The organism is Labrys sp. F242 (assembly GCF_057813875.1).
Window position 1 is genome coordinate 49,898 of record NZ_JBVASG010000008.1, and the last position, 23,872, is coordinate 73,769.

Here is a 23,872-nt window from a genome sequence, read left to right on the forward strand (position 1 = left end):
ACGCCTCACCTGTTCCTGAAATCGTCCAGGCGGTTCTCGTGCAGCGCCGACACCAGTTCGCGCTTGCGGATCTTTGCCGCCTCAACCGGCATGGTGTCGATGAAGTGGATGGCACGCGGTGCCTTGTAGGCCGCCAGATTGTCGCGGCAATAGCGAATGAGCTCCTCGGATGAGGTTTCCTGGCCTTGCGCCTTGACCACGATGGCGACGGGGATCTCGCCCTTGCTCTCGTCCGGCGCGCCGACCACCGCGCACAGGGCGATCGCGGGGTGCTTGTAGAGAAGCGCCTCGATCTCCAGCGGATAGACATTGTGGCCGCCGGCGATGATGACGTCCTTCTTGCGGTCGACGATGAACAGATAACCGTCTTCGTCCAGATAACCCAGATCGCCCGATTTCCATCCGCCATCGCTGAAGGCTTCTTCCGTCGCTTTTTCATCCCGCCAATAGCCCTGGGAGACGCAATCACCCGAAATGACGACCTCGCCGATCTCGCCTTGCGGGAGAGGGCGGCCCTCGTCGTCGATGATCAGGATGCGCGAGCTGCCGACCGGAAGGCCGGCGGAGCCGGGCTTGCGGGTGCCGGCGGTGGGCTCCATGACGTTCTGGCCGCAGGTTTCGGTTGAGCCATAGACCTGGGTAACGCGTGCTCCGGACAGCGCCTCGAACCGGCGGATCACGGGCTGGGGCACCGGGGAGCCGCCGGTGACGCACACGCGCAAGGAGGAGAGGTCGTGCTCGTCCGGATCGACCTCATTGACCATGTAGGCGTACATGGTCGGTGTGCCGCCGAAATAGGTCGCCTTATAGCGGCTGATATCGGCCAGCACGCGCAGGGTATCCCAGCGTTCGTGCAATACGATGCTGCCGCCCGTATACACACACAGGTTGAGGGTCACCGTCAGGCCGAAATTGGTGAACAGCGGCACCGCGCACAGATAGGTTTCTCGTCCAAAGCGGGTGCGATGGGAGACCATCATATCCCGTAATGTCGAGCATTGGTTGAACTGCGATTGCACGATGCCCTTGGGGGCGCCGGTCGTGCCGGACGTGAAGAAGAGCGCGCAAATGTCCGCGCCGTCGCAGGCCACGTCCTCGAACATCGGCGATGCCTGCGCCATCAAGATGGCTAGATCGTCGGCACCCCCGGTGCCCGAGGCCACCAGGCGATGCGCGAGATTGGGGAATTCATGGCGGATTTCGGCAAAATAGGGCCAGGTCGTGCTATCGGCGATCAGTGCCTTCATGCCGGTCTGCGGCACGATCTTGCGCAGTTCGGCATGGCGGAACATGGCGCTGAGCGGAGCGGGAATCGCGCCGAGCCTCTGGCATGCCCAAAAGCCGATCGCCATCATCGGCGTACTCGGCAGATAGAGACCAACCCGATCGCCCTTGGCGACGCCGCGCGCTTTGAGCACATGGGCAAGCTGGGCGGTACGCCGGGAAAATGCCGCATAGGTCAGCGTTTCATCGTCGGTCACGATGAAGGTGCGCTCGCCGATGAGGCGCACATTCCGCGCCAGGATCTGGCTCAGGGTTTCCATGATCGTCTACCTGCCCTCGGATGGGATTTGCACCGACTTCAACGCGTGCTCTTCGGCCGGTCATCGTCTGCATAGACTAAGGATCGGCGGAAGTGGCGATCACGAAATCAGAATGCCGCCGTCGATGGGAAGCTGGTGGCCGGTCATGCGTCGCGAGTCGTCGCAAGCCAGATAGAGAGCGGCCCTGGCGACGTCGATCGGTTCGGCGATCCCGAGTAGATAGGCGTCCCATTGCGCCTTGAGATGGGGCTCGCGTTCGAAGAAACCGAGAACGCGGTCGGTGGCGACCGCGCCCGGCACCAGGACATTGACGCGGATCCTGTCCTTGGCGAATTCTACCGCCATCGAACGGGTGAGCGAGATGACACCGCCCTTGGCCGCGGTGTAGGCATCGCGGTTGGGGATGCCCATGGCACCTACGATGGAGGAGCAATTGACGATCGACCCGCCGCCGCATTCCTGCATCAGCGGGATGGCATGGAGGCAGCACAGCCAGGTGCCGAACAGGTCGAGCTTGATGCAGCGCCAGAATTCCTCGACCGGGGTGGTGGTGACCGGCCCGTCGGCCGAGCTCGAGCCGCCGGCATTGTTGTAGAGCACATCGAGCCTACCCCAGGTTTCCGCCACCGTCCTGAAGCAGGCCTCGACGCTGTCGGGCAGGGTGACGTCCATCTCGAGATAGCGCGCCGTGCCTCCCCGTGCGTTGATCCCGGCGGCGACTGCCTCGCCCTTGCCTCGGCTGCGGCCGGTGACGGCGACCTTGGCACCCTCTTCGGCGAACAAGTGGGCGGCCGCTTCTCCGATTCCGCCGGTTGCACCGGTGATAATTGCCACCTTGCCTGCCAGGCGGGCCATTGTTCATTCTCCTTCAAACACAATCCGCAAGCTGCGCCTCGAGGCGCGGCCGGCATCGTCCGAATGGATTAAAGGCCTGGAGGGGCGCTCTTTCGGCCCGCGCCCGCCTGAGTTCTCGCGACTAGTCTCATCAGACGATGTTTGGCCCGGGGCCATGTTCCATTGCTTGGACAATGGATGAATTTGGCAAGGCCGGTTCGGCGGTACAGGTATGAAAGCAGTCGTCTGCAAAATGTTTGCGCCGCGGGCGGGGCTCCGGATCGAAGACGTGCCGGAGCCCGTGGCAGGTCCCGGGCAGGTCGTGATCCAGACCCATGCGTGCGGTATCAATTTCTTCGACGGCCTGATGGTCGAGGGCAAATATCAGACCAGGCCCGAGCTCCCCTTCACGCCCGGCAGCGAAGTTGCCGGTATCGTCGTGTCGGTGGGGCTGGGCGTCGAATATCTTGAGATCGGCATGCGCGTGCTCGGCTTTGCCGGCATTGGCGGCTATGGCGAGCAGGTTGCGCTCGATGCCGGGCGGGTATTTCCGATCCCGGCCGAAATGAGTTTTGTCGAGGCCGCCGGCTTTCTCATCACCTATGCCACCTCCCATCATGCGCTCAAGGATCGGGCGCAGCTCAAGGCGGGCGAGACCTTGCTCGTCCTGGGTGCGGCGGGTGGTGTCGGCCTTACCGCCGTCGAACTCGGCAAGCAGATGGGCGCCCGCATCATCGCCGCTGCTTCCAGCGACGAGAAGCTCGCGCTCTGCCGCACCCACGGCGCGGACGAGACAATCAATTATGCCAGGGAGGACCTGCGCCAGCGCATCAAGGCCCTGACCGACGGGCAGGGTGTTGACATCGTCTATGATCCGGTCGGTGGAGCCATGACCGAGACGGCGGTGCGTAGCCTCGCACTGTTCGGACGCATGCTGGTGATCGGCTTTGCAGCGGGTGACATTCCCCAGATCGCCCTCAATCTGCTGCTTCTCAAGCAATCGGCCCTGATCGGCGTGTTCTGGGGTGCCTTTGCGCGCGCAATGCCTGAAAGGAATGCCGGTAATATCGCCGAACTGATGGATTGGTTCGCCAAAGGCAGGCTCAAGCCGTACATCTCGGCCCAGTATTCCCTCGATCGCTTTGACGAAGCGCTGGATCTCGTCATGGAACGGGCGGTCAAGGGCAAGGTGGTGCTGGTCATGGACCAGGCGGCGAACAATATGGAAGGAATGCCGGCATGACCGAGTTGCTCGCAAGATCCGTATCGATCGTCCGGCAAGGCGACATCCTGCTTGCGGCTGTCGACAATCCACCGGTTAATGCCCTGTCGTATTCAGTGCGCGCGGGATTGATCGAGGCGGTGAGGATGCTGGAAGGCGATGCGGATGCGCGCGCCATGGTGATCATCTGCCGGGGACGCACCTTCATCGCCGGCGCCGACATTCATGAATTCAACAAGCCTATGGTGCCGCCGCTCCTGGGCGAGGTCATCGACAGGCTCGATGCGGCCACCAAGCCGATCATCGCCGCAATCCACGGCACGGCGCTCGGCGGGGGGCTCGAGGTGGCGCTGGCCTGCAGCTATCGTATCGCGCTCGAAGGCGCCAGGGTCGGCCTGCCCGAGGTCAAGCTCGGCATCCTGCCGGGCTCCGGCGGCACGGTGCGTCTGCCGCGCCTGGTGGGCGTGGAACAGGCGCTGGCGATGATCAGCGAGGGAGGACAGGTTTCAGCGCGTGATGCATGCGAGAGGGGCCTCATCGACGACGTCGTCAGTGGCGATCTCGAGGCTGCGGCCGTCGCCTTCGCCGGGAAGGTGGTTGCCGAAGGCGCCAGGATGCGCCGCACCAGCGATCTGCCAATCCCGGCCTTCGACCCGACCGTACTCGAAGCAAGTCGAGCGTTATTATCTAGGAAATACAAAGGGTTCAAGGCACCTCTTATAGCGGTGGATCTAGTTCGGATGGTAGCCGAAACGCCCGTGGCCGAAGCTATCGCTCGCGAATATCAGACTTGCAGGGAGTTGCTTGGCTCACAGCAGTCGAAGGCGCTGCGCCATGTCTTCGCGGCGGAGCGCGAAGCTTTCAGGATTGACGGTGTCGGTGCTGAGATAAAGGCCCGGGAGGTAAGGAAGGCAGCCGTCGTCGGCCCCGGCGTCATGGGCCGCGGCATCGCCACATGCTTCCTCAATATCGGCATCCCCGTCACGCTGGTCGGCTTGTCGGAAGAGGGGCTCGCTACGGCGGTCGGGGCGATCGGTAAAAGCTATGAGAGCCTGGTCAAGCGCGGCGTCTTGACGGCCGAGGAGATGACGCGGCGCATGGAGCTGCTGACCCCGGCCACGACCTATGACGGGCTCGGCGACATCGATCTTGCCCTCGAGGCGGTGACCGAGGATATGGCGGAGAAGAAGGAGGTCTTCTCCAGGCTCGAGGGGGCGGTTCGCGACGATGCGATCCTGGCGACCAACACCTCCTTCCTCGACATCGAGGAACTCGCGGGCAGTTGCAGGAATCCCGGCCGCATGGTCGGCATGCACTTCTTCAATCCGGCCAATGTCATGAAGCTGCTCGAAAATGTGCGCTCCGCGAAAACGTCCCCGGACGTGCTGGCGACCACGATGGCGCTGGGCAGGCGCCTGGGCAAGGTGCCGGTGATGGTCGGCCGCTCGGAAGGCTTTGTCGCCAACCGCATGCTCTCCAAGCGGACGCGGGAAGCCCAGTTCCTGCTCGAGGAGGGGGCGACACCCCTTCAGGTCGACCGGGTGCTCACCACGTTCGGTTTCCCCATCGGGCCGTTCGCCCTGGCCGATCTCGCCGGCATGGACATCATGGCCGCCGCCCGAAGGGCTCGTCTGCCCCGCATGTCGCTACGCGAGCAGCAATGCGCCATCGTCGACAAACTGGTTGGAGCCGGCCGGCTCGGCCAGAAATCGGGCACGGGCTATTATGTCTATGACGAGAACCGCAAGGCTGCCCATGATCCGGCCGTCGACGATATACTCGATGCCCATCGGCGCGAGCGCGGCTTTGCAGCGCGCAGCATCAGCGACGAGGAGATCCTGGAGCGTTGCCTGTTTGCCATGATCAACGAGGCGGCGCGGATCCTGGAGGAGAAGGCCGCGGCGCGGCCCGGCGATATCGACGTCATCTGGACCAGCGGCCTGGGTTTCCCGGCCTATCTGGGGGGGCCGATGTTCCACGCCGACCAGATCGGCTTGGCGAAAGTCAAGTTGGCCCTGGAGAAATATGCCGGCCTGGTGGGCGACGATTATTTCCGCCCTGCCGCTCTCATCGAAAGGCTGGTTGCCGAAGGCCGCGGCTTCCATGGCTGATGTCGCCGCCCGTGCCGAACCCATTCAAGACCAGACGGAATAGGACATTATGAACAAGCAGATGGACCTGGCAACGGCAGTCGGCCAGCTCAGCAGCGGCATGACGATCGGCATCGGCGGTTGGGGACCGCGGCGCAAGCCCATGGCGCTCGTGCGCGAGATCCTGCGCTCCGATCTCAAGGATCTGACGCTGGTCGCCTATGGCGGGCCGGAGATCGGCATGCTGTGCGCGGCTGGCAAGGTCCGGAAGCTGATCTACGGCTTCGTATCGCTCGATGCCATGCCGATCGAACCCTATTTCCGCAAGGCCCGCGAGGCGGGTGCCGTCGAGGTCTCGGAACTGGACGAGGGTCTGCTGCTGCTCGGGCTGCAGGCAGCGGGCCATAATCTACCCTTCGCGGCGACGCGCGTCGGACTCGGCTCTGGCGTCATGACCTATAATCCGCATTTCAGGACGGTGAAATCGCCCTATGACGATGGCGAGGTATTGCTGGCGATGCCGGCAATCAGGCTCGATGCCGCCTTGATCCATGCCAGCCGGGCCGACCGGCTGGGCAACACCCAGACCGATGGTCCCGACCCGTTCTTCGATGGCCTGTTCGCGCGCGCGGCGGACAGGGTGTTCGTGACCAGCGAAGTGCTGGTCGACCGCATCGATGCCGACCATTCGCACACGGCCAGGTCGAACCTGTTCGAGCGCTGCCTCGTGACCGGCGTGATCGAGGCGCCGCTCGGTGCGCATCCGACCGCTTCGCACGATGCCTATGGCTGGGACATGGGCCACCTGAAGAGCTATGCCGCATCGGCCGGCGAGGAGGGAGGCTGGCAGCGTTATTTCGAGCAATATCTGAAGAGCGACGAGGCCGGCTACATCGCGAGCGTGGGCGGCGAGGCCGAGATCCGCGCTTTGCCGCTCCCCATTTTCTGATCGGATACGATATGACGACCGCACAAGACTATACACTGGCAGACCTGGTCATCGTGGCTGCCGCACAGGCCTGGCAGGGCGACGGCGAAGTGCTCGCCACCGGTATCGGCCCGTTGCCGCGCCTGGCTGCCGGCCTTGCGAAACTGACCTTTGCGCCGGGCCTCATGCTGACGGATGGTGAGGCCTATCTCGTCGAGGATCCCGTGCCGCTGGGGCCGCGCGGTGACTATCAGCCGAAATTCTCGGGCTGGATGCCCTATTCGCGCGTGTTCGACAGTGTCTGGAGCGGGCGCCGCCATGCCATGGTCACACCCGTCCAGGTCGACCGCTTCGGCCAGGGCAACATCTCCGCGCTTGGCGGCGATTTTCGCAAGCCCAAGGTCGCCATGCTCGGTGTCCGCGGATTCCCGGGTAATTCGATCTGTCACAAGAACTCGATGTTCCTGCCCAACCACAGCAAGCGCACCTTCGTCGAAGGAGAGGTCGACGTGGTGGCGAGCGTCGGCCACAACCCGCGCAACTGGCCGGAGGGCGCCAAACCGATAGACGTCAAGCTCGGCCTTGTCGTCACGGATCTTTGCGTGTTCGATTTCAATGGTCCCGGCCACACCGCGCGGGTGCTGTCACTGCATTCCGGCGTGACCTTCCAGCAGGTGCAGGAGGCCACCGGCTTTCCATTGTTGCCTGACGAAGGCCTGACGACGACGCCGGCCCCCACCCCGGAGCAATTGGCGATCATCGGCCGGCTCGATCCGCACAATATCCGGTCTGGGGTCCTGAAGGGCAACCCGCCGGGCGTACGGGCAGCCTAAGACGGCCGCCACCGGCGATCGGACCGGCGGCGCCGCGCCAACCAGCGGCGGATGCGAGATGGATTTCGATTACAGCACCAGGACCAAGGACCTGCTCGACAGGCTCAATGCCTTCATGGACGAGCATGTCTATCCCAATGAGCGACGCTATCATCAGGAGGTCGAGGCCGACCGCTGGAGGCATCCGCCCGTGCTCGATGAACTCAAGGCCAAGGCGAGGGCGGCTGGGTTGTGGAACCTGTTCCTGCCGGATTCAGAGCATGGCGCAGACCTGAGCAACACCGAATACGCGCCGCTTTGCGAGGTGATGGGACGCGTGCATTTCTCGTCCCAGATCTTCAATTGCTCGGCGCCGGACACCGGCAATATCGAGACGATCGAACGCTACGGCACCGAAGAACAGAAGGCGCGCTGGCTGCCTGGCATGCTCGAGGGTACGCTACGTTCGGCTTTCGCCATGACCGAGCCGGATGTTGCCTCCAGCGATGCCACCAATATTCAAAGCTCGATCGTCCGCAGCGGCGGCGACTATGTCGTCAACGGCCGCAAATGGTGGATCTCCGGTGTCGGCGATCCGCACTGCCGGCTGCTGATCTTCATGGGCAAGACCGATCCGAGCGCACCCAGACACAAGCAGCAATCGATGATCCTGGTGCCGATGGATACGCCCGGCATCAAGGTACTCAGGCCGATGTCGGTGTTCGGCTATGACGATGCCCCGCACGGGCATATGGACATGATCTTCGAGAATGTGCGCGTGCCCGCGTCCAACATCCTTCTGGGCGAGGGGCGGGGCTTCGAGATTGCACAGGGTCGTCTTGGCCCGGGGCGCATTCATCATTGCATGCGCCTGATCGGACTGGCGGAGCGCTGCCTGGAATTGATGTGCCGGCGCGTCAACAGCCGCGTCGCCTTCGGCCGGCCGATCGGCGAGCAGTCGGTAACCCTGGAGCGCATCGCTGAATCACGGATCCTGATCGATCAGGCGCGGCTGCTGACGCTGAAGGCAGCGCATATGATGGATACGGTCGGCAACAAGGCGGCCAGGGCCGAGATCGGCATGATCAAGGTCGCCGCGCCCAACATGGCCTGCAAGGTTATCGATTGGGCGATCCAGGCGCATGGTGCCGCCGGGCTGTCGCAGGATTTCGTGCTGGCGAACTATTATGCCCATGCGCGCAAGCTGCGTTTCGCCGACGGTCCGGACGAGGTGCATCGCAACCAGATCGGGCGACTCGAGCTCGCCAAATATGCCGGCAACGGTTGAGCGGGAGGGCAGGTCATGGATGCCAGCCGCTTCGCCGGCACCGAGCCGCTTGCAGCCGAGAGCAGGATCGATCTCGCGCGGCTGCAAGCCTATCTGAAGGCTCATCTCGATGGATGCGGAGGCGAGCTGACGGTCGCGCGCTTCCGTGGCGGGCAATCCAATCCGACGATGCTGCTCAGCTTCGACGGGAAGCCTCGCCTGGTCTTGCGCAAGAAGCCGGACGGCAGGCTGCTGCCCTCGGCGCATGCTGTGGATCGCGAGTTTCGCGTGATCTCCGCGCTGCGCGACAGCGATGTGCCCGTGGCGCGAGCCAGACTGCTCTGCGACGACGACAGCCTCGTCGGCACCATGTTCTATGTCATGGATTTCGTCGAAGGCCGCTCGTTCTGGGCGCCTGCCTTGCCCGACCAGTCACCCGCCGGGCGCCAGGCGATCTATGGCGAGATGAACCGTATCGCGGCGGCATTTCACAAGATCGATCACAGGGCGATCGGGCTGGAGGATTTCGGCAAGCCGGGCGATTACGTCGCAAGGCAGGTGGCGCGCTGGACCAGGCAATACCGGGCCTCGCAGACCGAGGCCATCGAGGCCATGGATCGGCTGATCGAATGGCTGCCCGACAATATCCCGCCGCAGACGGGCACGTCGCTGATCCACGGCGATTTCCGGATCGACAACCTGATCTTCCATCCGACCGAGGCGCGCGTGCTCGCGGTCGTCGACTGGGAGCTGTCGACCCTGGGCGAGCCGATGGCGGATTTTGCCTATCATATGTTGACCTGGCATCTGCCCAACAAGCCCTATCGCGGCCTTGGCGATCTCGACATCCAAAGTCTCGGTATTCCGGACGAGCGGCGCTATCGCGACGCCTATCTTCGGGCGACCGGCCAGCAGGGCGTGCCGGATCGGCATTGGTACGCCTATCTCGCCTACAGCCTGTTTCGCGTTGCGGCCATTCGCCAGGGCATCATGAAGCGCGTGGTCGAGGGCAATGCCGCGAGCGCCCACGCGCGCGAAGCCGGCGCATTGGCCCGGCCGGTGGCGGAATACGGTTGGCGTTACGCCGAACTGGCAATGAAATCCTGAAGGAGAAAGCGCATGAGCGGGCTCTATCCGGCGGCCGGAACCGCCATCGTCATAGGCGGCAGCGGCGGTGTTGGGGCCGAGATCTGCCGCGTGCTGGCACGTGATGGCTGCGATGTTGCCCTTACCTACCATACCAACCAGGCCAAGGCGGTCACATCTGCCCACGCCGTATCCGACGAGGGGCGGAAGGCCTCGATCCACAAGCTCAACATCGAGAATGCCGAGGCGACGCGTGGCTTCATCGACAGCGTGGCCGAGACGGGTGGCGGCATCCACACGGTGGTCTATGCCGCCGGCCCGTTGGTGCCGCTGATCCATCTGAGCAAGATCGAGCCGGAACAGATGCGTAAGCACCTCATGCATGATGCCTTCGGCTTCTTCAACGTCGTGCATTTCGCCATCCCGCATCTGCGCAAGACACAGGGCTCGATCGTCGCCTGCCAGAGTTCGGCGCAGTATCGCTTTGCGCCGGCCGACGGCCTGTCGGTCGTGCCCAAGGCCGCCGTGCAGGCGCTGATGAAGGGCGTGGCCAAGGAAGAAGGGCGCTTTGGCGTGCGCGCCAATGGCGTGGCGCTCGGCGTGATCGAGACCGGCCAGCACACGCAATTGAGCGAGCTTGGCTATATCGACGACAAATATATACAGGCTGCAGCGATGAACACGCCGCTGCGCCGCAACGGCAAGGCGATCGACATCGCCGAGGCCGTCACCTTCCTGGCTTCCAGCCGGGCCGGCTTCATTTCCGGCCAGGTCATCAATGTCGACGGCGGCTATCACGTCTGAGGATCCTTCACCGCTGGCAGAGCCGGACCGCACCGGTCGCTAGTCTTTTCAGACGATGTTCGTTCGCACCTCCGCTCCTAGGCATGTTGTTGGAAAATAGCGGTTCCGGGCCCCGGTGATGGAAAAACTCACCGAAGCAACCCGGATCCCTGCCGAAAACAACTGTCCTGGAGCAATCCATTGCGCGAAGCCGTCATCGTTTCAGTCGCCCGCACTCCCATCGGCAAGGCTTTCCGCGGCGCCTTCAACGACACCGAGGCGCCGACGCTGTCGGGTCATGCCGTTCGTGAAGCAGTCAAGCGCGCCGGCATCGCCCCCCAAGCGGTGGAGGATGTCGTCATGGGATGCTCGGCCCAGCAGGGCACGCAGGGCTACAATATCGGGCGCCTTACGGCTGCCGCCGCCGGCCTGCCGGACAGCGTGCCGGGCATGTCGATCGATCGCATGTGTTCCTCGGGCCTGATGGCGGTGTCGATCGCGGCCAGGCAGATCATCGTCGACGGCATGGAAACCATCGTTGCCGGCGGAGTCGAATCGATCAGCCTGACCCAGAACAAGCACAAGAATGGCTATCGTGCCCGCTCGCAGGCCGTGATCGCCCAGTGGCCGCATATGTATATGACCATGATCGAAACCGCGGAGATCGTCGCCAGGAAATACGGCGTCAGCCGGGAGGCGCAGGATGATTTCGCGCTGACCAGCCAGCTGCGCACCGCCGCCGCGCATCAGGCCGGCCGTTTCGATGACGAGATCGTGCCGATGGCTTCACGCAAGATGGTAGTCAACAAGAAAACCAACGAGACCAGCTTCGAGGATGTCCTCCTTGCGCAGGACGAGGGCTTTCGGGCCGATACCAATCTGGAAGGGCTGGCCAAGCTCAAGCCGGTCTTCGCTGATGGCGACGTCATCAGGATCGGAGACTATGTGACCGCCGGCAACTCGTCGCAGCTTTCCGACGGGGCGGCGGCCCTGGTCGTCATGGAAGCGCGCCGCGCCGCCCAGCTCGGCCTGCAACCCCTGGGCGCCTATCGTGGCATGGCGGTGGCGGGCTGTGCGCCGGAGGAAATGGGGATCGGGCCGGTCCTGGCCGTGCCGAAGCTTCTGCACAGGCATGGCCTCAAGCTCGACGATATCGGCCTGTGGGAACTCAACGAGGCCTTTGCCAGCCAGGCCGTCTATTGCCGCGACACGCTCGGCATCGATCCGCAGAAGCTGAACGTCAATGGCGGCGCCATTGCCGTTGGCCATCCCTTCGGCATGACGGGTGCGCGTACCGCCGGCCATATCCTGATCGAGGGCCGCCGGCGCGGCGTGAAATACGGGGTGGTGACGATGTGCGTCGGTGGCGGCATGGGCGCGGCCGGCCTGTTCGAGATCTTCAACTGATGCTGGATCGGAGGCGGCGATGAGAGTGTCGGCAGCGGGACTCGAACCCATCCTGGGGCATGCCACGCAGCTCGGCTTCGTCGTACGCGATATCGAAAAGGCAATGCGCCATTGGATCGAGGTCTTCGGTGTCGGTCCCTTCCTTTTCATGCAGCGGGGCGTCAACCAACCCGTCGCCATCACCTATCATCGTGGCCTGCCCGTCGAGGTCGAGCTGCGGCTGGCCTTCGGCTATCTCGGCGACGTCCAGATCGAGTTGATCGAGCAGACCAACGGCGCATCCTCGCCCTACAGAGATTTCCTGGATGCGGGCCGCGAGGGCCTGCAGCATCTGGGTTTTTGGGTGCACGATCATGCCGCCGCCACGGCCAGGGTGGAGGCGGCAGGCTATCGGCGTGACTATGAGATTCGCATTGCCGGCCAGGATCGCGCGATCCTCTACTACAGATCACCGGAACTCTACGGGCCGATGCTGGAGATCGTGCCGCCGAAGTGGCGCCGGTCCCGCCAGGCGGTGCTGGATCATATCCGAGCCCATGAGGGGACCGACCCCATCATCCGATTCGACACCTATAGCAGCTTCATCCGTCAGGTTGGCGTGACATTCGACTGACGGGGCGGATGGCCTTTGGCCCCGCCGAGGCAGAAACGTTCATTTGACCAGCTTTTCCAGGGCGTCGATCTGCTGGCGCAGGCCGGCGATGGTCTGGCGTACCGCTTCGGCATCGCGTGGCCCATCCTCATGGGCGCGCAGGCCCGCCAACGCCATGTCGGCGATAATCTCGCCGATTTCGCGCGGGGTCTTCGAACCTGTCGGCGAATACCAACGCGAGGTCCAGTTGGCCATGCCGATGACAGCGAAAGCGGTGATCTTGGGATCGACGGCACGGAATTCGCCGCTGGCGATGCCATCGGCGATACAGCGTACATAGAAATCGTAGATATGGCGCCGCCCCTGGTTGTAGAGCGGGCCGAGGGCCTCGGGGATCTGCGTCTCCAGCCGCGAAACCAGGATGAAGCGAGCGCCTGACGACAGCCGGCGGACGACCCCGTCGACGACCGCCCGCCGAATGCGTTCGGTGGGCGCCAGACCGGGCTCGGACATCAGCTCCTGGAGACGGTGCGAGGGCGTGAGCGCTTCGGATTCGATCAGTGCCGCCAATATTTCCTCCTTGTTGCGGAAATAGTGGTAGACGGCGGAGCGGCCGAGCCCGAGAGCCTGGGCTATGTCGTTGATGCTGGTCTGGGCATAGCCCTTTGAATCGAAGAGTTCGGCGGCGATATCGATAAGCTGCTCTCGCACCAGTTCCTTGCGCGGATTGGTTGGGGTGCGTGCCGCGCCATCGCGGTCAAACGCCGTCTCGACACCATTGTCGCCCCTGTCCATCTGTGCCATTCGAACCACCCTGCTCACTGTCAGGCCTCCCCTTGTGCGGCGTGCAGCTTCCGCGCGCTTGCCAAATGGATCCGCGAGCTGAATCGCCGGCGGCCGGAAGGTCTTTCGATCGAGACTATAATACGGTTCCTGGAAGAGAGTGACAGTCGCGGAAACTGACTGATCGTAAGCACAGAAAAAGTCATCAGTGGTTCTTGTTCCTCGTCTCTGACAGCGGGTGGTAGAGAGGCGTGCCGAACAGGGGACGTCTCGTATCGGGGCGTCGGCCGTCGACATCGACGACGTCGTACCGCTCGGCGAGTTCGGTCGAATAGAAGGTGCCTCCGCTCAGCGCCATCGCATCGCCTTTCGAGACGATGGCAGCCAGCAGGCGGCCGATGAAGAACGGCGTTTCGATATGGGGCAGATCGCCGGCTTGCGCGCCGATGACACCGCCTGCCTCGATGCCGGCAAGGGTGCGCTCCGTGCCGATCAGGCCAGGCCAGAGCGAGATCGCGGCGACGCCGAAGGGCTGCAGCTCGACGGCCATGTCATGGGCGAGCTTGTCCTGGCCGGCCTTGCCCACGCCATAGGGCAGGGCATGGCGATAGACCTTGCCACCCGGGCCGGAAGTGTTGGCGATCAGCCCGGAACCCTGGCGGATCATGATGGGCGCCGCGAAATGGCTGGCGACGTAGCTCGAACGCAGGCCGACATCGATCATGTCGCGCCAAAGCGACAGGGGGCGTTCCCAGAACCTGCCGTCCGGCACAGCCCAGTCGGGCATGGCGAAGGCGTTGTTGACGAGAAGGTCGAGCCGGTTTTGCTCAGCGTCGACGCGCTGAAGAAGGGCGCACGTCTGGGCGTCGTCGAGATGGTCGCAGATGGCGGCGATGCCGTCGCCGCCGGCCTGGCTCACCGCATCGGCGGTCTCGCGCACGGTGCCGCCCCAAGGACCGGTCGCCCGGCTGTCGCTGCGGCCGGTGCAGTAGACGGTAAAGCCGGCTTGTCCGAGCGCGACGGCGATGCCCCGCCCCAGGCCGCGGCTTGCGCCGGTGACGACGGCAACGGGGCGTGTCTGGGGCGAAATATTCATTTGGCAGACCTCGCATAACCGAGGCCGAGTGGTTGCTGCCTGTCGGCGAGAATTTCCGCAAAGGCGCGGCCGACCGTCTCGTAGCTCCAGTCGTCCTCCAATATCGGCTCGGCGATCAGGGGATGGGTCACGAAGGAAAGCTGTCGTCCGGCGATGCGCACCACCTGTCCGTTGATCCTGCTGCTGGCGTCGGACAGGAGGAAGCTCACGACGGGCGCATTGACCTCCGGATCGGGAAGGGTGGTGTAATGAACCTGCCGATTGGCGGCCTGCTCGGCCATGAGTGCCTTGTTCTGCGCCGCCATGGCCGTCTCCGCCAAGGGTGACAGTGCATTGACGCGTATGCCCGTGCCACGCAATTCCATGGCCCAGCTATAAGTCAGGGAGGCGACCGCGCCTTTCGTTGCGCCATACCCGCCAAGCCCGATATCGCCCGCCTGCGATCCAGACGCCACATTGACGATCGATCCGCTGGTGCCGACGGCGAGCATTCGCCGCGCGGCGTGGCTGGCGCAGGCAGCGGTGCCGACAAGGTTGATCTCGACCATTCGGCGCATGTCGGCCTCGGTCAGGTCAAGGACCCTGCCGGTGCGCAGGATGCCGGCATTGTTGACCAGGCCGGTCAAGGTGCCGAACGCATCGAGGCAGGCTTCCACAAGCGCCTCTGCGTAAGGCCAGGACGACACGTCGCCGGCATGCGCGATGGCCTTGCCACCGGCTCCCGTGATCGCCTCGGCCGTGGCCTGCGCCGCCGTGCCATCGACATCGTTGACAAGGATCGCGGCCCCGAGAGCCGCCGCATGGCGCGCATAGGCCGCTCCGAGGCCGGAGCCTGCTCCGGTGATGATCACCGCCTTGCCTGCAAGTGCTTGCATGTCACATCCCCCCGGCCATCATCGCGGCGGTTTCGCCGCCTCGGCGACGCCGTTCGACAGGAGATCGCGTGCCTCGGCCTGGCCATTCAGGAGACGGTTGGTGCGACGCTTGATGCGCCAGCCCGCGGCGGTACGGATCAGGTCCCAGCGATTGGCGCCGGCCCTTTCGACCCGCCACCGGTCACCCTCGTGGATGTAGACGCAGGAATAGCCGGTTGCGACGGCGGTATCGCGATCGATGGTGACATGCGGCATGGAGATCACATGCGCACAGCCCGCTGCGACATAGCCGATATGGGGTTCGATATCGACCAGGGAACCGACCTTCTGAGCGCCGACCATCGGGGCCGCGCCAAAATCGAAGCTGCCATCCTCGGCCCATAGCGAAGCGGTGACGCCTCCCATCCGGCTGTCGACCGACGGGCCGTAGGTGGCCAGCAATTTGTTGATGGCGAGTTGGTCTTCCAAGGCCCGAATACGCGATTCCAAGGTTGAGAGGCGGTCTTCGGCTGAAACACGATCTTCGACTTGAGACATTCCGGTCTCCGGCTTTGCTTGAGGGACCATTGCTAACGAGGAAAGACGCAGCGGCATCGTTCGTTTGGAGGATGACGGCCGACGGTGATTCTCGCCGGCAGGGTCAACCCACGATTTGGGCCCCGTCGACCGCCAGCACGGCTCCCGTCACGAAACAGGCCTCGTCGGAGGCAAGATAGGCAAAGGCACTGGCGATATCCTCGGGCTCGCCGAATGTCTTGCCCGCGAGTTTGGGGGGCCGGACCGAGATGGCGGGATCCTGGTCTTCGATGGGCGCGAGGGCCGCTGCGATTTCGGTTCGGATACGGCCGGGGCAGATCGCGTTGAATCGCACGCCCCTCGGGGCATATTCGGCTGCCAGCGATTTGGTCATCGCGATAATTCCGGCCTTGGATGCTGCATAGGCTGCGGCATAGGCGATGCCCTGCAAGGCGGCGGTCGAGGCCGTGGAGACGACGTTGCCGTGCGCAGCGATCAGCGCCGGCAAGGCCTGCTGCACGATGTGAAGGACACTCGTCAGATTGACGTCGAGGACCTGGGACCATTCCTCGCCGGTCTGCTTGGCGAAATGGTCGCGCCGGTAGATGCCGGCATTGTTGATGAGGCAGTCGAGGCGCCCGTGGAGAGCCACGGCAGCGCTGATCATTTCCCGGGCCGAGGTGGTGTCGGATGCCTCGTAGAAGAGTGCATCGGCCCGCACGCCGAACCGCGAGCCCGCCTCGGCGCGAACCTGCATGGCCCCTTCCAGATTGCGGTCGGCGAGGATCACGTCGGCGCCTTCGCTGGCGAGGCGCAATGCGGTTGCCCGCCCGATGCCGGAAGCGGCGCCCGTGATCAGCACGGCCTTGTCGACGAAACGCTTCGGATTCATGGCCTTCTCCACTGCAGGGGCGGCGTTCTCACATCGGCCGCCGGTCCCAGCAGACCAGCCACGGGGCAGGTCGGGCATCCCACATTTGGACGATGCCGCTGGCCCTTGCCGCTGCCATTCGTCATGAATGAGCATGCGCCGCGGCACTCGAGATCGAGCCCGGCCCGGCGCACGAGACCGCCCAACACCTGCCCCCCAAGGACTGTATGTTCCTCCAATTCACACCCGACCAGCAGATGATCCGCGAGGAGGCCGAACGCTTCCTGCGCGAGGAATCGTCGTCCGAGGCCGTCAGGCGCGTCGTCGATGCCGGCGCCAGCCATGACGCCAGGCTCTGGCAGCGTATTTCACGCGAAATCGGCTGGTGTGCCATGGCTATCGGCGAAGACCATGGCGGCCTGGGATTGGGACCCACCGAGGTCGCTATCCTGCAGGAACTCACCGGAGCGAGGCTTGCCTGTGTGCCATTTTGGTCGACGGTCTGCGTGGGGGTGCCGCTCCTGCAGTCGGCCGCGAGCGAGCCGGCCAAGGCTGAATATCTCGGGGCCATCGCAGCCGGTGAGATGGCCGCTACCGTTGCCTATGCCGACCTCGGCGCTGTCGAGGCCGCAGCGAATGCAGGGCTCAGGGCGCGGATCATTCCAGGTGGTTATCGCCTCGACGGCCGGATCGAACAGGTGATTGATCTCGAAGGGGCCGATCTCGTCCTGGCCCTGGCTGAGCTCGAGGACGGCACCACGGGGCTGTTCGCGCTGGGGCGCGATGAGGGCCAACGGGTCCTGCCGCATAAAGTGATCGATGCGACACGCCCCATCGCCATGCTGGAGCTGGCCGGTGTCGAGGTTTCAGCGAAAGGCCGTATCGATGATGGCGGCGTCACCGACATGCAGCTTCGCCCGGCACTGGCCTTTGCCAATCTGGGCCTGGCGGCCGAGCAGGTCGGTGCCGCGCAAGGTGCTCTTGACGCGACGCTGGCCTATGTCGCCGGACGCGTGCAGTTCGGCCGAACCATCGCCTCCTTCCAGGCGATCAAGCATCGCTGCGCCAGGCTTGTCGTCGATATCGCCGAGGCACGCTCCCTGGTTTTCGGTGCTGCCCTCGCCCTGCAATCGGGAAGTGCCGTCGAGGCGGAGCGGGAGATCGCCGGCGCTCGTGTGCTCGCCACGAAAGTGCAATTCCTTGCCGCCGAGGAGGCCATCCAACTGCATGGCGGCGTCGGCTTCACCTGGGAGTACGACCCTCATCTTTATTTCAAGCGCGCCCAGGCGAGTGCGGCCCTGCTCGGCTCATCCGAGAGACAGCTCGATTGCATTGCCGCAGCACTTTTCGGTGACGGAGGCCAGTCATGAGCGATCTCGAGGGACTGCGCGTCGAGGTGCGCTCTTGGATGGCGAGCCATCTTTCGGGCCGGTTCGCCGAGCTGAAATATCGCGGCGGCTCCGGCGAGGGGGATGTGCTGCCGGAACTGCGCAAAGCGTGGGAGCGTGAACTGGCAGCTGGTGGCTGGACCTGCCCTGGCTGGCCTTTGGTCCATGGTGGACGCGGGCTTTCGGTCGACGAACAGGTGGCCTTTCAAGAAGAGTATGGCCGCGCCGGCGGACCTGGCCGGATCGGGCATATCGGCGAGGGGCTGCTGGGGCCGACGCTGATCGCCTATGGGAGCGACGCGCAGAAGAAGCGTTTTCTTCCCGGCATTCTGAATGCCACCGAATTCTGGTGCCAAGGCTATTCAGAACCCAGCGCTGGCTCTGATTTCGGCAATATCAAAACCCGCGCCAGGCGCGATCCTGCCAGCGGGGATTGGATCGTGTCGGGACAGAAAATCTGGACCTCGCTCGCTCATCTGTCCGATTGGATCTTCGTGGTGGCGCGTTGCGAGGAAGGCTCGGTTGGGCGCAATGGCCTGATCTTCCTGCTCATGCGGCTCGACCAGCCCGGCATCGAGATCCATCCGATCCGCCAGATCAGCGGCGGTGCCGAATTCAACTCCGTGTTCTTCGATGGTGCCCGCGCCAGTCCCGAACATGTGGTCGGCCAGCCGGGCGACGGCTGGAAGATCGCCACGGCCCTGCTCGGCTTCGAGCGCGGGATCTCCACGCTCGGCCAGCAAATGAGCTTCCAGCAGGAACTCGATCTGATCATCGAACTGGCCAAGGAAAATGGCTCGGCCCGTATGCCTGCAATCAGGCAGCGCGTGGCAATGGCCTGGGTCGGTCTGCGCGCCATGCGCTATCTCGCCATGTGGGTCCTCAGCGACGACCCGTCGGCGGCGACGCAGCGCGAAGCCCTCACCTACAAATATCAATGGTCGAACTGGCACCGCGATCTTGGGCGCCTCGCCATGGACGTCCTGCGCATGGATGCCAACCTCGTCGGCACCGATCCGCGCCGCGACCGCTTGCAGCAGATGTTCCTGTTTGCACGGGCTGACACGATCTATGGCGGCACCAACGAGATCCAGCTCAACATCATCGCCGAACAAGGGCTCGGCATGCCCAGGGAACCACGCGGCAACCTCTAACGTGTTGCGGATCGGCGGGCGCGCAGCCTTGCCCTCGGCGGAAGGAAGGAACGGGATGGCCATTCGGGAGGCGGAGCCGGCGGAACTGGCTGCACGCGAGGCTTTGCGGCAATTGGTGACGGCCTATTCGCGCGCCGTCGACCGGCGGGATTTCAACCTGCTGCGCAGTCTCTATCACGACGATGCCGTCGAGGACCACGGCGACATGTTTGCCGGTGGCCCCGGCACCTATGTGGCTTTCGTCGAAAAGGCCCTGTCGAATTACGCCGCCACTGCCCATTACGTGGTCAATGCCAGCTTCGAGATAGCCGGCGACCGCGCCGAGGGCGAGGTCTACAAGATCAACTATCACCGTACCCACGGACCTAATGCCCATGAGGTGATCACCGGCAGCCGCAGCCTCGATCGCTACAGGCGCGATGATGGGCGTTGGCGCTTCGCCAGGCGCTCGATCACCCTCGACTGGTCGACCAAACGTGCCGTCGAGGCCGAGGCCTATGGCGATTTCGCCGCTGCCAGTCCGCCCGGCAGGCCGGGTGGCGATGATCCATCCTACACGATGCTGACACTTTTCGGCCGTCACGGCGGCTGATGCAGAAAATAGACAGGGAGGAAGACATGACCGACAACAGGCAGTTCACCGGCAAGATCGCCGTGGTGACGGGGGCCGGCAACGGCATCGGCCGGGCTGCGGCAATTGCCTATGCACAGGAGGGGGCCGATCTTGCCCTCCTCGACCGGGAGGCCGATGCGCTGGCCGAAACCGCCGAACTGGCCAGTGCGCACAAGGCGAAGATTCTGCCCCTGGTCGGTGACATGACGAACCAGGAAACGGTGGTCGACAGCTTTGCCCGTATCAAGCGCGAGATGGGAGCAGTCGACATCCTGCTCAACAATATCGGCCAGACCGCGCGCGAAAACTATTCCGAATTCTGGCAGGCCAAGCCCGAGACGCTGCAATTCGTGATCAACGTGTCGCTGATGACGACATTGATGTGCTCGCGGCAGGTGGTCGGTGACATGCGTGAGCGCCGTTCGGGCAAGATCGTCTCGATCTCATCGGACTCGGCCATGAATGGCGATATCGGTACCGTCGACTATGCCTCCGCCAAGGCCGGCGTGCTGGGCTTCACCCGTGCGCTCGCCCGGGAGCTAGGCCCCTTCAAGGTGAACGTCAATGCCGTCTGCCCCGGGCCGACCAATACGCGTGCCATGCAGCGCATTCCCAAGGATGCCTATGAGCGCGCGCGCAACATGATCCCCCTGGGCGAACTGAGTGAGCCGGAGGACATCGCCAATGCCGTAATCTTCCTGTCCAGCGAGAAGTCACGCTTCATCACCGGCCAGACGCTGATGGTCAATGGCGGGCGGGTCTTCTACTGATTTCCACGGTAGTTCATTCAGACGATGTTTCCGATTGTGCAATGCATCATCTGAAGTGAAGCAGCGCGGCCGCCCAGGGTGGTCGCTGCAATCGTACCAGAGAGAACCGATCATGAGCCTGCATACCGTCCTGTGCGAACGTCTGGGTTGCCGCTATCCGGTGGTGCAGACGGCCATGGGCTGGGTTGCCGATGCCGGCCTGACCGCCGCCACCTGCAATGCCGGCGGTTTCGGTTTCTTCGCAGGAGCGACCGCCGAGCCGGGGGATGTCGAGAACCAGATCCTGGCCATCAAGGCGAAGACGGACCGCCCGTTCGGCGTCAACTTCCATATGTTTCAACCCAATGCCGAGGAAGTCATTGCGGCGGTCATCAAGCACAGGGTGCGCGCCGTCAGCTATGGCCGCGGCCCCGATGCCAAGGCCATCAAGCGGCTCAAGGATGCCGGCGTGGTCTGCATGCCCACCGTCGGCGCCGTCAAGCACGCGGTCAAGGCGGTCGAACTCGGGGCCGATATCGTCACCGTCCAGGGTGGCGAGGGCGGCGGCCACACCGGCGCGGTTCCGACGACGATCCTGCTGCCGCAGGTCCTCGATGCGGTAAGGGTGCCGGTGGTCGCCGCGGGAGGATTCTTCGATGGGCGTGGCCTTGCCGCCGCCCTCGGCTACGGGGCCGTCGGCATCGCCATGGGCACCCGCTTCCTGATGACCCGGGAATCTCCCGTGCCGCGCTCGGCGCTCGATCGCTATTTGGCGACCAAGGATCCGGCATTGATCCGTGTCACCACCGCGGTCGACGGCTTGCCGCAACGCTTCATCGAGAATGCCGAGATCCGGCGGCTGGAAAGCATGAGCCTGCCGACCAGGCTCGCCATGAGCTTGAAATATGCAAGCCAGTGGAGCCGGCAGAACGGTCTTGGCTTTGCCGGCATGGCCAAGCTTGCCTTCAAGGTGCTGTCGAGCGGGCAGAACAGCTTTGCCCAGACCGTTATGGCGCCCAACCTGCCGACACTGGTGCGACGGGGCATTGTGGACGGCAATGCAGAGATCGGCCTGCTGCCGTCTGGCCAGGCCGCAGCCATGATCGACAGGATCGAAAGCTGCGAAGAATTGATCGCCCGTATCGTGCGCGAGGCGCAGACCCGGCTCGATGCCATCTCGACACGCGTCGCCGCCAACTGACTGGAGAATTTCGATGAGCGAGCCATTCTGGATCCGGATCGAGGAGGGCATCGCCGAACTGGTGATCGAAAACGCGCCGGTGAATGCCCTCGACAGCGCTGGCTGGCGCGCGCTTGCGCAGGCGATCGACGGGCTCAACGCCAATCCGCAGGCTAGCGTGATTGTCATCCGCGCCGAAGGCCGGGGTTTTTGCGCCGGCGTCGACATCAAGGAGCTGCAAAAACACCCTGAGCGGATCCCCGAGGTCAATGCCGGCAATTGGGAGACCTTCCGTGCCGTGCACCGTGGCCTGAAGCCGGTGATCGTGGCTGCCCATGGCTACATCCTGGGTGGTGGCATCGGCATCTGCGGATCGGCCGACATCATCCTGTGCTCGCCCGACGCCACGTTCGGCGTGCCCGAGGTCGACCGGGGGGCCTTGGGAGCCGGGGCGCATCTGCAGCGCCTCTTCCCCGTTCAGAAGGTTCGGCAGATGTATTTCACCGGCGAGCCGATCGATGCGGCCGAGGCCTATCGCCTGGGCGCGGTGGAGAAGATCGTTCCGCGCGAAGATCTGCGTGCGGCGGCCCTTGATCTTGCCAGGAAGATCGCGGCCAAGAGCTCGGTGATGATCCGCCTCGCCAAGGAGGCACTGAACGGCATCGAGGATGGTGACCTGGAGCAGAAATACCGTTGGGAACAGGGTTTCACGGCACAGGCCTACCTCACCCGGGAGTCACAGGAGGCGCGCGACGCCTTCGTCGCCAAGCGCGATGCCGATTTCAAGAAATAGCCAATTCCAGGATGCCTAGGAAATGACCTCTGCCAATTCCATTCCAGTGCCTGCTTATGTGGCGGGCCATGGCCTGCTCAAGGGGCGTTCTGTGCTCATTACCGCCGCGGCCGGCGTCGGCATCGGCTTCGCCGCGGCCCGCAAGGCCATCGAGGAAGGCTGCCGCGCCATCATGATCTCCGACATTCATGAGCGCCGCCTTGCCGAAGCCGCCGAGAAACTGCGCCACTATTCGCCGAGCGTCGAAATCTACAGTCAGATTTGCAACGTCACCGATGAGCAGCAGGTCCAGGCTCTGGTCGATACCGCCGAGGACAAGCTCGGCGGCATCGACGTGCTCATCAACAATGCCGGCCTCGGCGGTCTCAAGCCGGTCATCGAGATGACGGATCAGGAATGGAACCTCGTGCTCGATGTTACCCTTACCGGCACCATGCGCATGACCCGGGCGGTGCTGAGGAAGATGCAGCCGCGCGGCCGCGGTGCCATCGTCAACAACGCCTCCGTGCTGGGTTGGCGCGCCCAGAAGGGCCAGTCGCATTATGCGGCCGCCAAGGCCGGGGTCATGGCTTTCACGCGCTGCTCGGCGGTGGAAGCGGCCGAATATGGCGTCCGCATCAATGCGGTTTCCCCCTCCATCGCCATGCATGACTTCCTCAAGCGCTCGGCGCCGCAGGAGCAGCTCGATGCCCTGGCGAGCCTGGAGGCCTTCGGCCGTGCGGCGGAGGTGTGGGAGATCGCCAATGTGATGATGTTCCTGGCCAGCGACTATGCCGGCTACATGGTCGGCGAGGTCATCTCCGTTTCCAGCCAGAGGGCGTGACGATGGGGTTTGTCTTCTCTTCGCCCGAGCAGGCGGTGGCGGCGATCGGTCGGCAACTAGGGGAGACCGACTGGCTGACCATCGATCAGGAGCGTATCGACATGTTTGCCGATGCGACGGGCGATCACCAGTGGATCCATGTCGATGTCGAGAGAGCCAAGGACGGCCCGTTCGGCTGCACCGTGGCGCACGGCTATCTGACGTTCTCGCTCATCAATGCCTTCCTTCCCGACCTCTTCCGGGCTGAGGGCATGACCATGGCCATCAATTATGGCTGTGACCGGCTGCGTTTTCCCGCGCCCGTCCCAGTCAATTCGCGCGTGAGGGCAAGCGCCCAATTGATCAATGCCGAATTGCTGCCGGGCCATGCGGTGCAGACGACCTTGCGGGTGGCGGTGGAAATCAAAGGTACGGCAAAGCCCGGCTGTGTCGCCGACATCGCGGGCCGCTACTATTTCTGAGCCGC

24 protein-coding genes are annotated in these 23,872 nt (G+C 64.0%); 17 read left to right on the forward strand and 7 right to left on the reverse strand.

Features of this window, described 5'->3' with window-relative positions; all coding sequences use genetic code 11:
• Positions 1-5: 5 nt before the first annotated feature.
• Positions 6-1,544 carry a class I adenylate-forming enzyme family protein gene (locus tag ACZYTC_RS31500; protein ID WP_488991425.1) on the reverse strand — a complete coding sequence of 513 codons (1,539 nt, stop codon included), beginning with the start codon at positions 1,542-1,544 and terminating at the stop codon, positions 6-8.
• Positions 1,545-1,643: 99 nt separating this feature from the next.
• Positions 1,644-2,399, reverse strand: coding sequence for an SDR family NAD(P)-dependent oxidoreductase (locus tag ACZYTC_RS31505; RefSeq protein WP_488991426.1), 756 nt, complete (start codon positions 2,397-2,399; stop codon positions 1,644-1,646).
• Between the two features lie 211 nt (positions 2,400-2,610).
• Here ACZYTC_RS31505 and ACZYTC_RS31510 point away from each other — a divergent pair, with 211 nt between their 5' ends.
• From ACZYTC_RS31510 to ACZYTC_RS31550, 9 genes are all read left to right on the forward strand, one after another.
• Positions 2,611-3,621, forward strand: a complete 1,011-nt coding sequence (locus tag ACZYTC_RS31510; protein WP_488991427.1) for an NADPH:quinone oxidoreductase family protein — start codon at positions 2,611-2,613, stop codon at positions 3,619-3,621.
• A complete protein-coding gene (locus ACZYTC_RS31515; protein ID WP_488991428.1) occupies positions 3,618-5,711 on the forward strand; it encodes a 3-hydroxyacyl-CoA dehydrogenase NAD-binding domain-containing protein in 2,094 nt (697 codons plus the stop codon). The genes ACZYTC_RS31510 and ACZYTC_RS31515 overlap by 4 nt, the downstream gene beginning before the upstream one ends.
• Positions 5,712-5,760: 49 nt before the next feature.
• Positions 5,761-6,639 carry a CoA transferase subunit A gene (locus ACZYTC_RS31520; RefSeq protein ID WP_488991429.1) on the forward strand — a complete coding sequence of 293 codons (879 nt, stop codon included), beginning with the start codon at positions 5,761-5,763 and terminating at the stop codon, positions 6,637-6,639.
• Between the two features lie 11 nt (positions 6,640-6,650).
• Complete coding sequence (locus ACZYTC_RS31525; protein ID WP_488991430.1) at positions 6,651-7,451, forward strand: CoA-transferase subunit beta; 801 nt, start codon at positions 6,651-6,653, stop codon at positions 7,449-7,451.
• Positions 7,452-7,509: 58 nt separating this feature from the next.
• The gene (locus tag ACZYTC_RS31530; protein ID WP_488991431.1) at positions 7,510-8,718 is read left to right on the forward strand and encodes an acyl-CoA dehydrogenase family protein; all 1,209 of its coding nucleotides are present in this window, start codon (positions 7,510-7,512) and stop codon (positions 8,716-8,718) included.
• Between the two features lie 15 nt (positions 8,719-8,733).
• On the forward strand, positions 8,734-9,804 hold the full coding sequence (locus tag ACZYTC_RS31535) for a phosphotransferase (protein WP_488991432.1): 1,071 nt from the start codon (positions 8,734-8,736) through the stop codon (positions 9,802-9,804).
• Between the two features lie 12 nt (positions 9,805-9,816).
• The gene (locus ACZYTC_RS31540) at positions 9,817-10,587 is read left to right on the forward strand and encodes an SDR family NAD(P)-dependent oxidoreductase (RefSeq protein ID WP_434960486.1); all 771 of its coding nucleotides are present in this window, start codon (positions 9,817-9,819) and stop codon (positions 10,585-10,587) included.
• A gap of 180 nt (positions 10,588-10,767) precedes the next feature.
• Positions 10,768-11,973: an acetyl-CoA C-acyltransferase gene (locus ACZYTC_RS31545; protein ID WP_488991433.1), complete on the forward strand. Its 1,206-nt coding sequence runs from the start codon at positions 10,768-10,770 to the stop codon at positions 11,971-11,973.
• A 19-nt stretch (positions 11,974-11,992) separates the two neighbouring features.
• Positions 11,993-12,586 (forward strand): VOC family protein, encoded by a 594-nt coding sequence (locus tag ACZYTC_RS31550; protein ID WP_488991434.1) that lies wholly within the window; start codon positions 11,993-11,995, stop codon positions 12,584-12,586.
• 39 nt (positions 12,587-12,625) lie between these two features.
• Here ACZYTC_RS31550 and ACZYTC_RS31555 read toward each other — a convergent pair whose 3' ends face one another.
• From ACZYTC_RS31555 to ACZYTC_RS31575, 5 genes are all read right to left on the reverse strand, one after another.
• Complete coding sequence (locus tag ACZYTC_RS31555; protein WP_434960489.1) at positions 12,626-13,369, reverse strand: TetR/AcrR family transcriptional regulator; 744 nt, start codon at positions 13,367-13,369, stop codon at positions 12,626-12,628.
• 184 nt (positions 13,370-13,553) lie between these two features.
• Complete coding sequence (locus ACZYTC_RS31560) at positions 13,554-14,444, reverse strand: SDR family NAD(P)-dependent oxidoreductase (protein WP_488991435.1); 891 nt, start codon at positions 14,442-14,444, stop codon at positions 13,554-13,556.
• Positions 14,441-15,319 carry an SDR family NAD(P)-dependent oxidoreductase gene (locus ACZYTC_RS31565; RefSeq protein ID WP_488991436.1) on the reverse strand — a complete coding sequence of 293 codons (879 nt, stop codon included), beginning with the start codon at positions 15,317-15,319 and terminating at the stop codon, positions 14,441-14,443. The genes ACZYTC_RS31560 and ACZYTC_RS31565 overlap by 4 nt, the downstream gene beginning before the upstream one ends.
• 18 nt (positions 15,320-15,337) lie before the next feature.
• Entirely contained in the window at positions 15,338-15,856 is a 519-nt protein-coding gene (locus ACZYTC_RS31570) for a nuclear transport factor 2 family protein (protein ID WP_434960492.1), read from the reverse strand.
• A 103-nt stretch (positions 15,857-15,959) separates the two neighbouring features.
• Positions 15,960-16,727, reverse strand: coding sequence for an SDR family NAD(P)-dependent oxidoreductase (locus tag ACZYTC_RS31575; protein ID WP_434960493.1), 768 nt, complete (start codon positions 16,725-16,727; stop codon positions 15,960-15,962).
• 206 nt (positions 16,728-16,933) lie between these two features.
• On the opposite strand from ACZYTC_RS31575, the gene ACZYTC_RS31580 reads away from it, so the two are divergent.
• The 8 genes from ACZYTC_RS31580 to ACZYTC_RS31615 all read left to right on the forward strand — a co-directional run bounded on the left by ACZYTC_RS31580 (position 16,934) and on the right by ACZYTC_RS31615 (position 23,867).
• Positions 16,934-18,076, forward strand: coding sequence for an acyl-CoA dehydrogenase family protein (locus ACZYTC_RS31580; protein WP_488991437.1), 1,143 nt, complete (start codon positions 16,934-16,936; stop codon positions 18,074-18,076).
• Positions 18,073-19,248: an acyl-CoA dehydrogenase family protein gene (locus ACZYTC_RS31585; RefSeq protein WP_488991438.1), complete on the forward strand. Its 1,176-nt coding sequence runs from the start codon at positions 18,073-18,075 to the stop codon at positions 19,246-19,248. Before ACZYTC_RS31580 ends, ACZYTC_RS31585 begins: the two co-directional genes overlap by 4 nt.
• A 55-nt stretch (positions 19,249-19,303) precedes the next feature.
• On the forward strand, positions 19,304-19,840 hold the full coding sequence (locus ACZYTC_RS31590) for a nuclear transport factor 2 family protein (RefSeq protein ID WP_488991439.1): 537 nt from the start codon (positions 19,304-19,306) through the stop codon (positions 19,838-19,840).
• Positions 19,841-19,866: 26 nt separating this feature from the next.
• Positions 19,867-20,631 (forward strand): SDR family NAD(P)-dependent oxidoreductase, encoded by a 765-nt coding sequence (locus ACZYTC_RS31595; protein ID WP_434960497.1) that lies wholly within the window; start codon positions 19,867-19,869, stop codon positions 20,629-20,631.
• A 112-nt stretch (positions 20,632-20,743) separates the two neighbouring features.
• Complete coding sequence (locus ACZYTC_RS31600; protein ID WP_488991440.1) at positions 20,744-21,811, forward strand: NAD(P)H-dependent flavin oxidoreductase; 1,068 nt, start codon at positions 20,744-20,746, stop codon at positions 21,809-21,811.
• 13 nt (positions 21,812-21,824) lie between these two features.
• Positions 21,825-22,583, forward strand: a complete 759-nt coding sequence (locus tag ACZYTC_RS31605; protein ID WP_488991441.1) for an enoyl-CoA hydratase family protein — start codon at positions 21,825-21,827, stop codon at positions 22,581-22,583.
• 22 nt (positions 22,584-22,605) lie between these two features.
• Positions 22,606-23,406 (forward strand): SDR family oxidoreductase, encoded by an 801-nt coding sequence (locus ACZYTC_RS31610; protein ID WP_434960500.1) that lies wholly within the window; start codon positions 22,606-22,608, stop codon positions 23,404-23,406.
• Between the two features lie 2 nt (positions 23,407-23,408).
• Positions 23,409-23,867: a MaoC family dehydratase gene (locus ACZYTC_RS31615; protein WP_434960501.1), complete on the forward strand. Its 459-nt coding sequence runs from the start codon at positions 23,409-23,411 to the stop codon at positions 23,865-23,867.
• The last annotated feature ends 5 nt before the right edge of the window (positions 23,868-23,872 follow it).

Excerpts from the sequence above, each read along its gene's own strand:
- ACZYTC_RS31595 (WP_434960497.1), top strand. The coding sequence starts at position 19,867 with ATGACCGACAACAGGCAGTTCACCGGCAAGATCGCCGTGGTGACGGGG.
- ACZYTC_RS31515 (WP_488991428.1), top strand. The coding sequence starts at position 3,618 with ATGACCGAGTTGCTCGCAAGATCCGTATCGATCGTCCGGCAAGGCGAC.
- ACZYTC_RS31600 (WP_488991440.1), top strand. The coding sequence starts at position 20,744 with ATGAGCCTGCATACCGTCCTGTGCGAACGTCTGGGTTGCCGCTATCCG.
- ACZYTC_RS31530 (WP_488991431.1), top strand. The coding sequence starts at position 7,510 with ATGGATTTCGATTACAGCACCAGGACCAAGGACCTGCTCGACAGGCTC.
- ACZYTC_RS31615 (WP_434960501.1), top strand. The coding sequence starts at position 23,409 with ATGGGGTTTGTCTTCTCTTCGCCCGAGCAGGCGGTGGCGGCGATCGGT.
- ACZYTC_RS31605 (WP_488991441.1), top strand. The coding sequence starts at position 21,825 with ATGAGCGAGCCATTCTGGATCCGGATCGAGGAGGGCATCGCCGAACTG.
- ACZYTC_RS31525 (WP_488991430.1), top strand. The coding sequence starts at position 6,651 with ATGACGACCGCACAAGACTATACACTGGCAGACCTGGTCATCGTGGCT.
- ACZYTC_RS31550 (WP_488991434.1), top strand. The coding sequence starts at position 11,993 with ATGAGAGTGTCGGCAGCGGGACTCGAACCCATCCTGGGGCATGCCACG.
- ACZYTC_RS31565 (WP_488991436.1), bottom strand. The coding sequence starts at position 15,319 with ATGCAAGCACTTGCAGGCAAGGCGGTGATCATCACCGGAGCAGGCTCC.
- ACZYTC_RS31570 (WP_434960492.1), bottom strand. The coding sequence starts at position 15,856 with ATGTCTCAAGTCGAAGATCGTGTTTCAGCCGAAGACCGCCTCTCAACC.
- ACZYTC_RS31580 (WP_488991437.1), top strand. The coding sequence starts at position 16,934 with ATGTTCCTCCAATTCACACCCGACCAGCAGATGATCCGCGAGGAGGCC.
- ACZYTC_RS31540 (WP_434960486.1), top strand. The coding sequence starts at position 9,817 with ATGAGCGGGCTCTATCCGGCGGCCGGAACCGCCATCGTCATAGGCGGC.
- ACZYTC_RS31505 (WP_488991426.1), bottom strand. The coding sequence starts at position 2,399 with ATGGCCCGCCTGGCAGGCAAGGTGGCAATTATCACCGGTGCAACCGGC.
- ACZYTC_RS31585 (WP_488991438.1), top strand. The coding sequence starts at position 18,073 with ATGAGCGATCTCGAGGGACTGCGCGTCGAGGTGCGCTCTTGGATGGCG.
- ACZYTC_RS31590 (WP_488991439.1), top strand. The coding sequence starts at position 19,304 with ATGGCCATTCGGGAGGCGGAGCCGGCGGAACTGGCTGCACGCGAGGCT.
- ACZYTC_RS31510 (WP_488991427.1), top strand. The coding sequence starts at position 2,611 with ATGAAAGCAGTCGTCTGCAAAATGTTTGCGCCGCGGGCGGGGCTCCGG.
- ACZYTC_RS31535 (WP_488991432.1), top strand. The coding sequence starts at position 8,734 with ATGGATGCCAGCCGCTTCGCCGGCACCGAGCCGCTTGCAGCCGAGAGC.
- ACZYTC_RS31520 (WP_488991429.1), top strand. The coding sequence starts at position 5,761 with ATGAACAAGCAGATGGACCTGGCAACGGCAGTCGGCCAGCTCAGCAGC.
- ACZYTC_RS31555 (WP_434960489.1), bottom strand. The coding sequence starts at position 13,369 with ATGGCACAGATGGACAGGGGCGACAATGGTGTCGAGACGGCGTTTGAC.
- ACZYTC_RS31610 (WP_434960500.1), top strand. The coding sequence starts at position 22,606 with ATGACCTCTGCCAATTCCATTCCAGTGCCTGCTTATGTGGCGGGCCAT.
- ACZYTC_RS31575 (WP_434960493.1), bottom strand. The coding sequence starts at position 16,727 with ATGAATCCGAAGCGTTTCGTCGACAAGGCCGTGCTGATCACGGGCGCC.
- ACZYTC_RS31500 (WP_488991425.1), bottom strand. The coding sequence starts at position 1,544 with ATGGAAACCCTGAGCCAGATCCTGGCGCGGAATGTGCGCCTCATCGGC.
- ACZYTC_RS31560 (WP_488991435.1), bottom strand. The coding sequence starts at position 14,444 with ATGAATATTTCGCCCCAGACACGCCCCGTTGCCGTCGTCACCGGCGCA.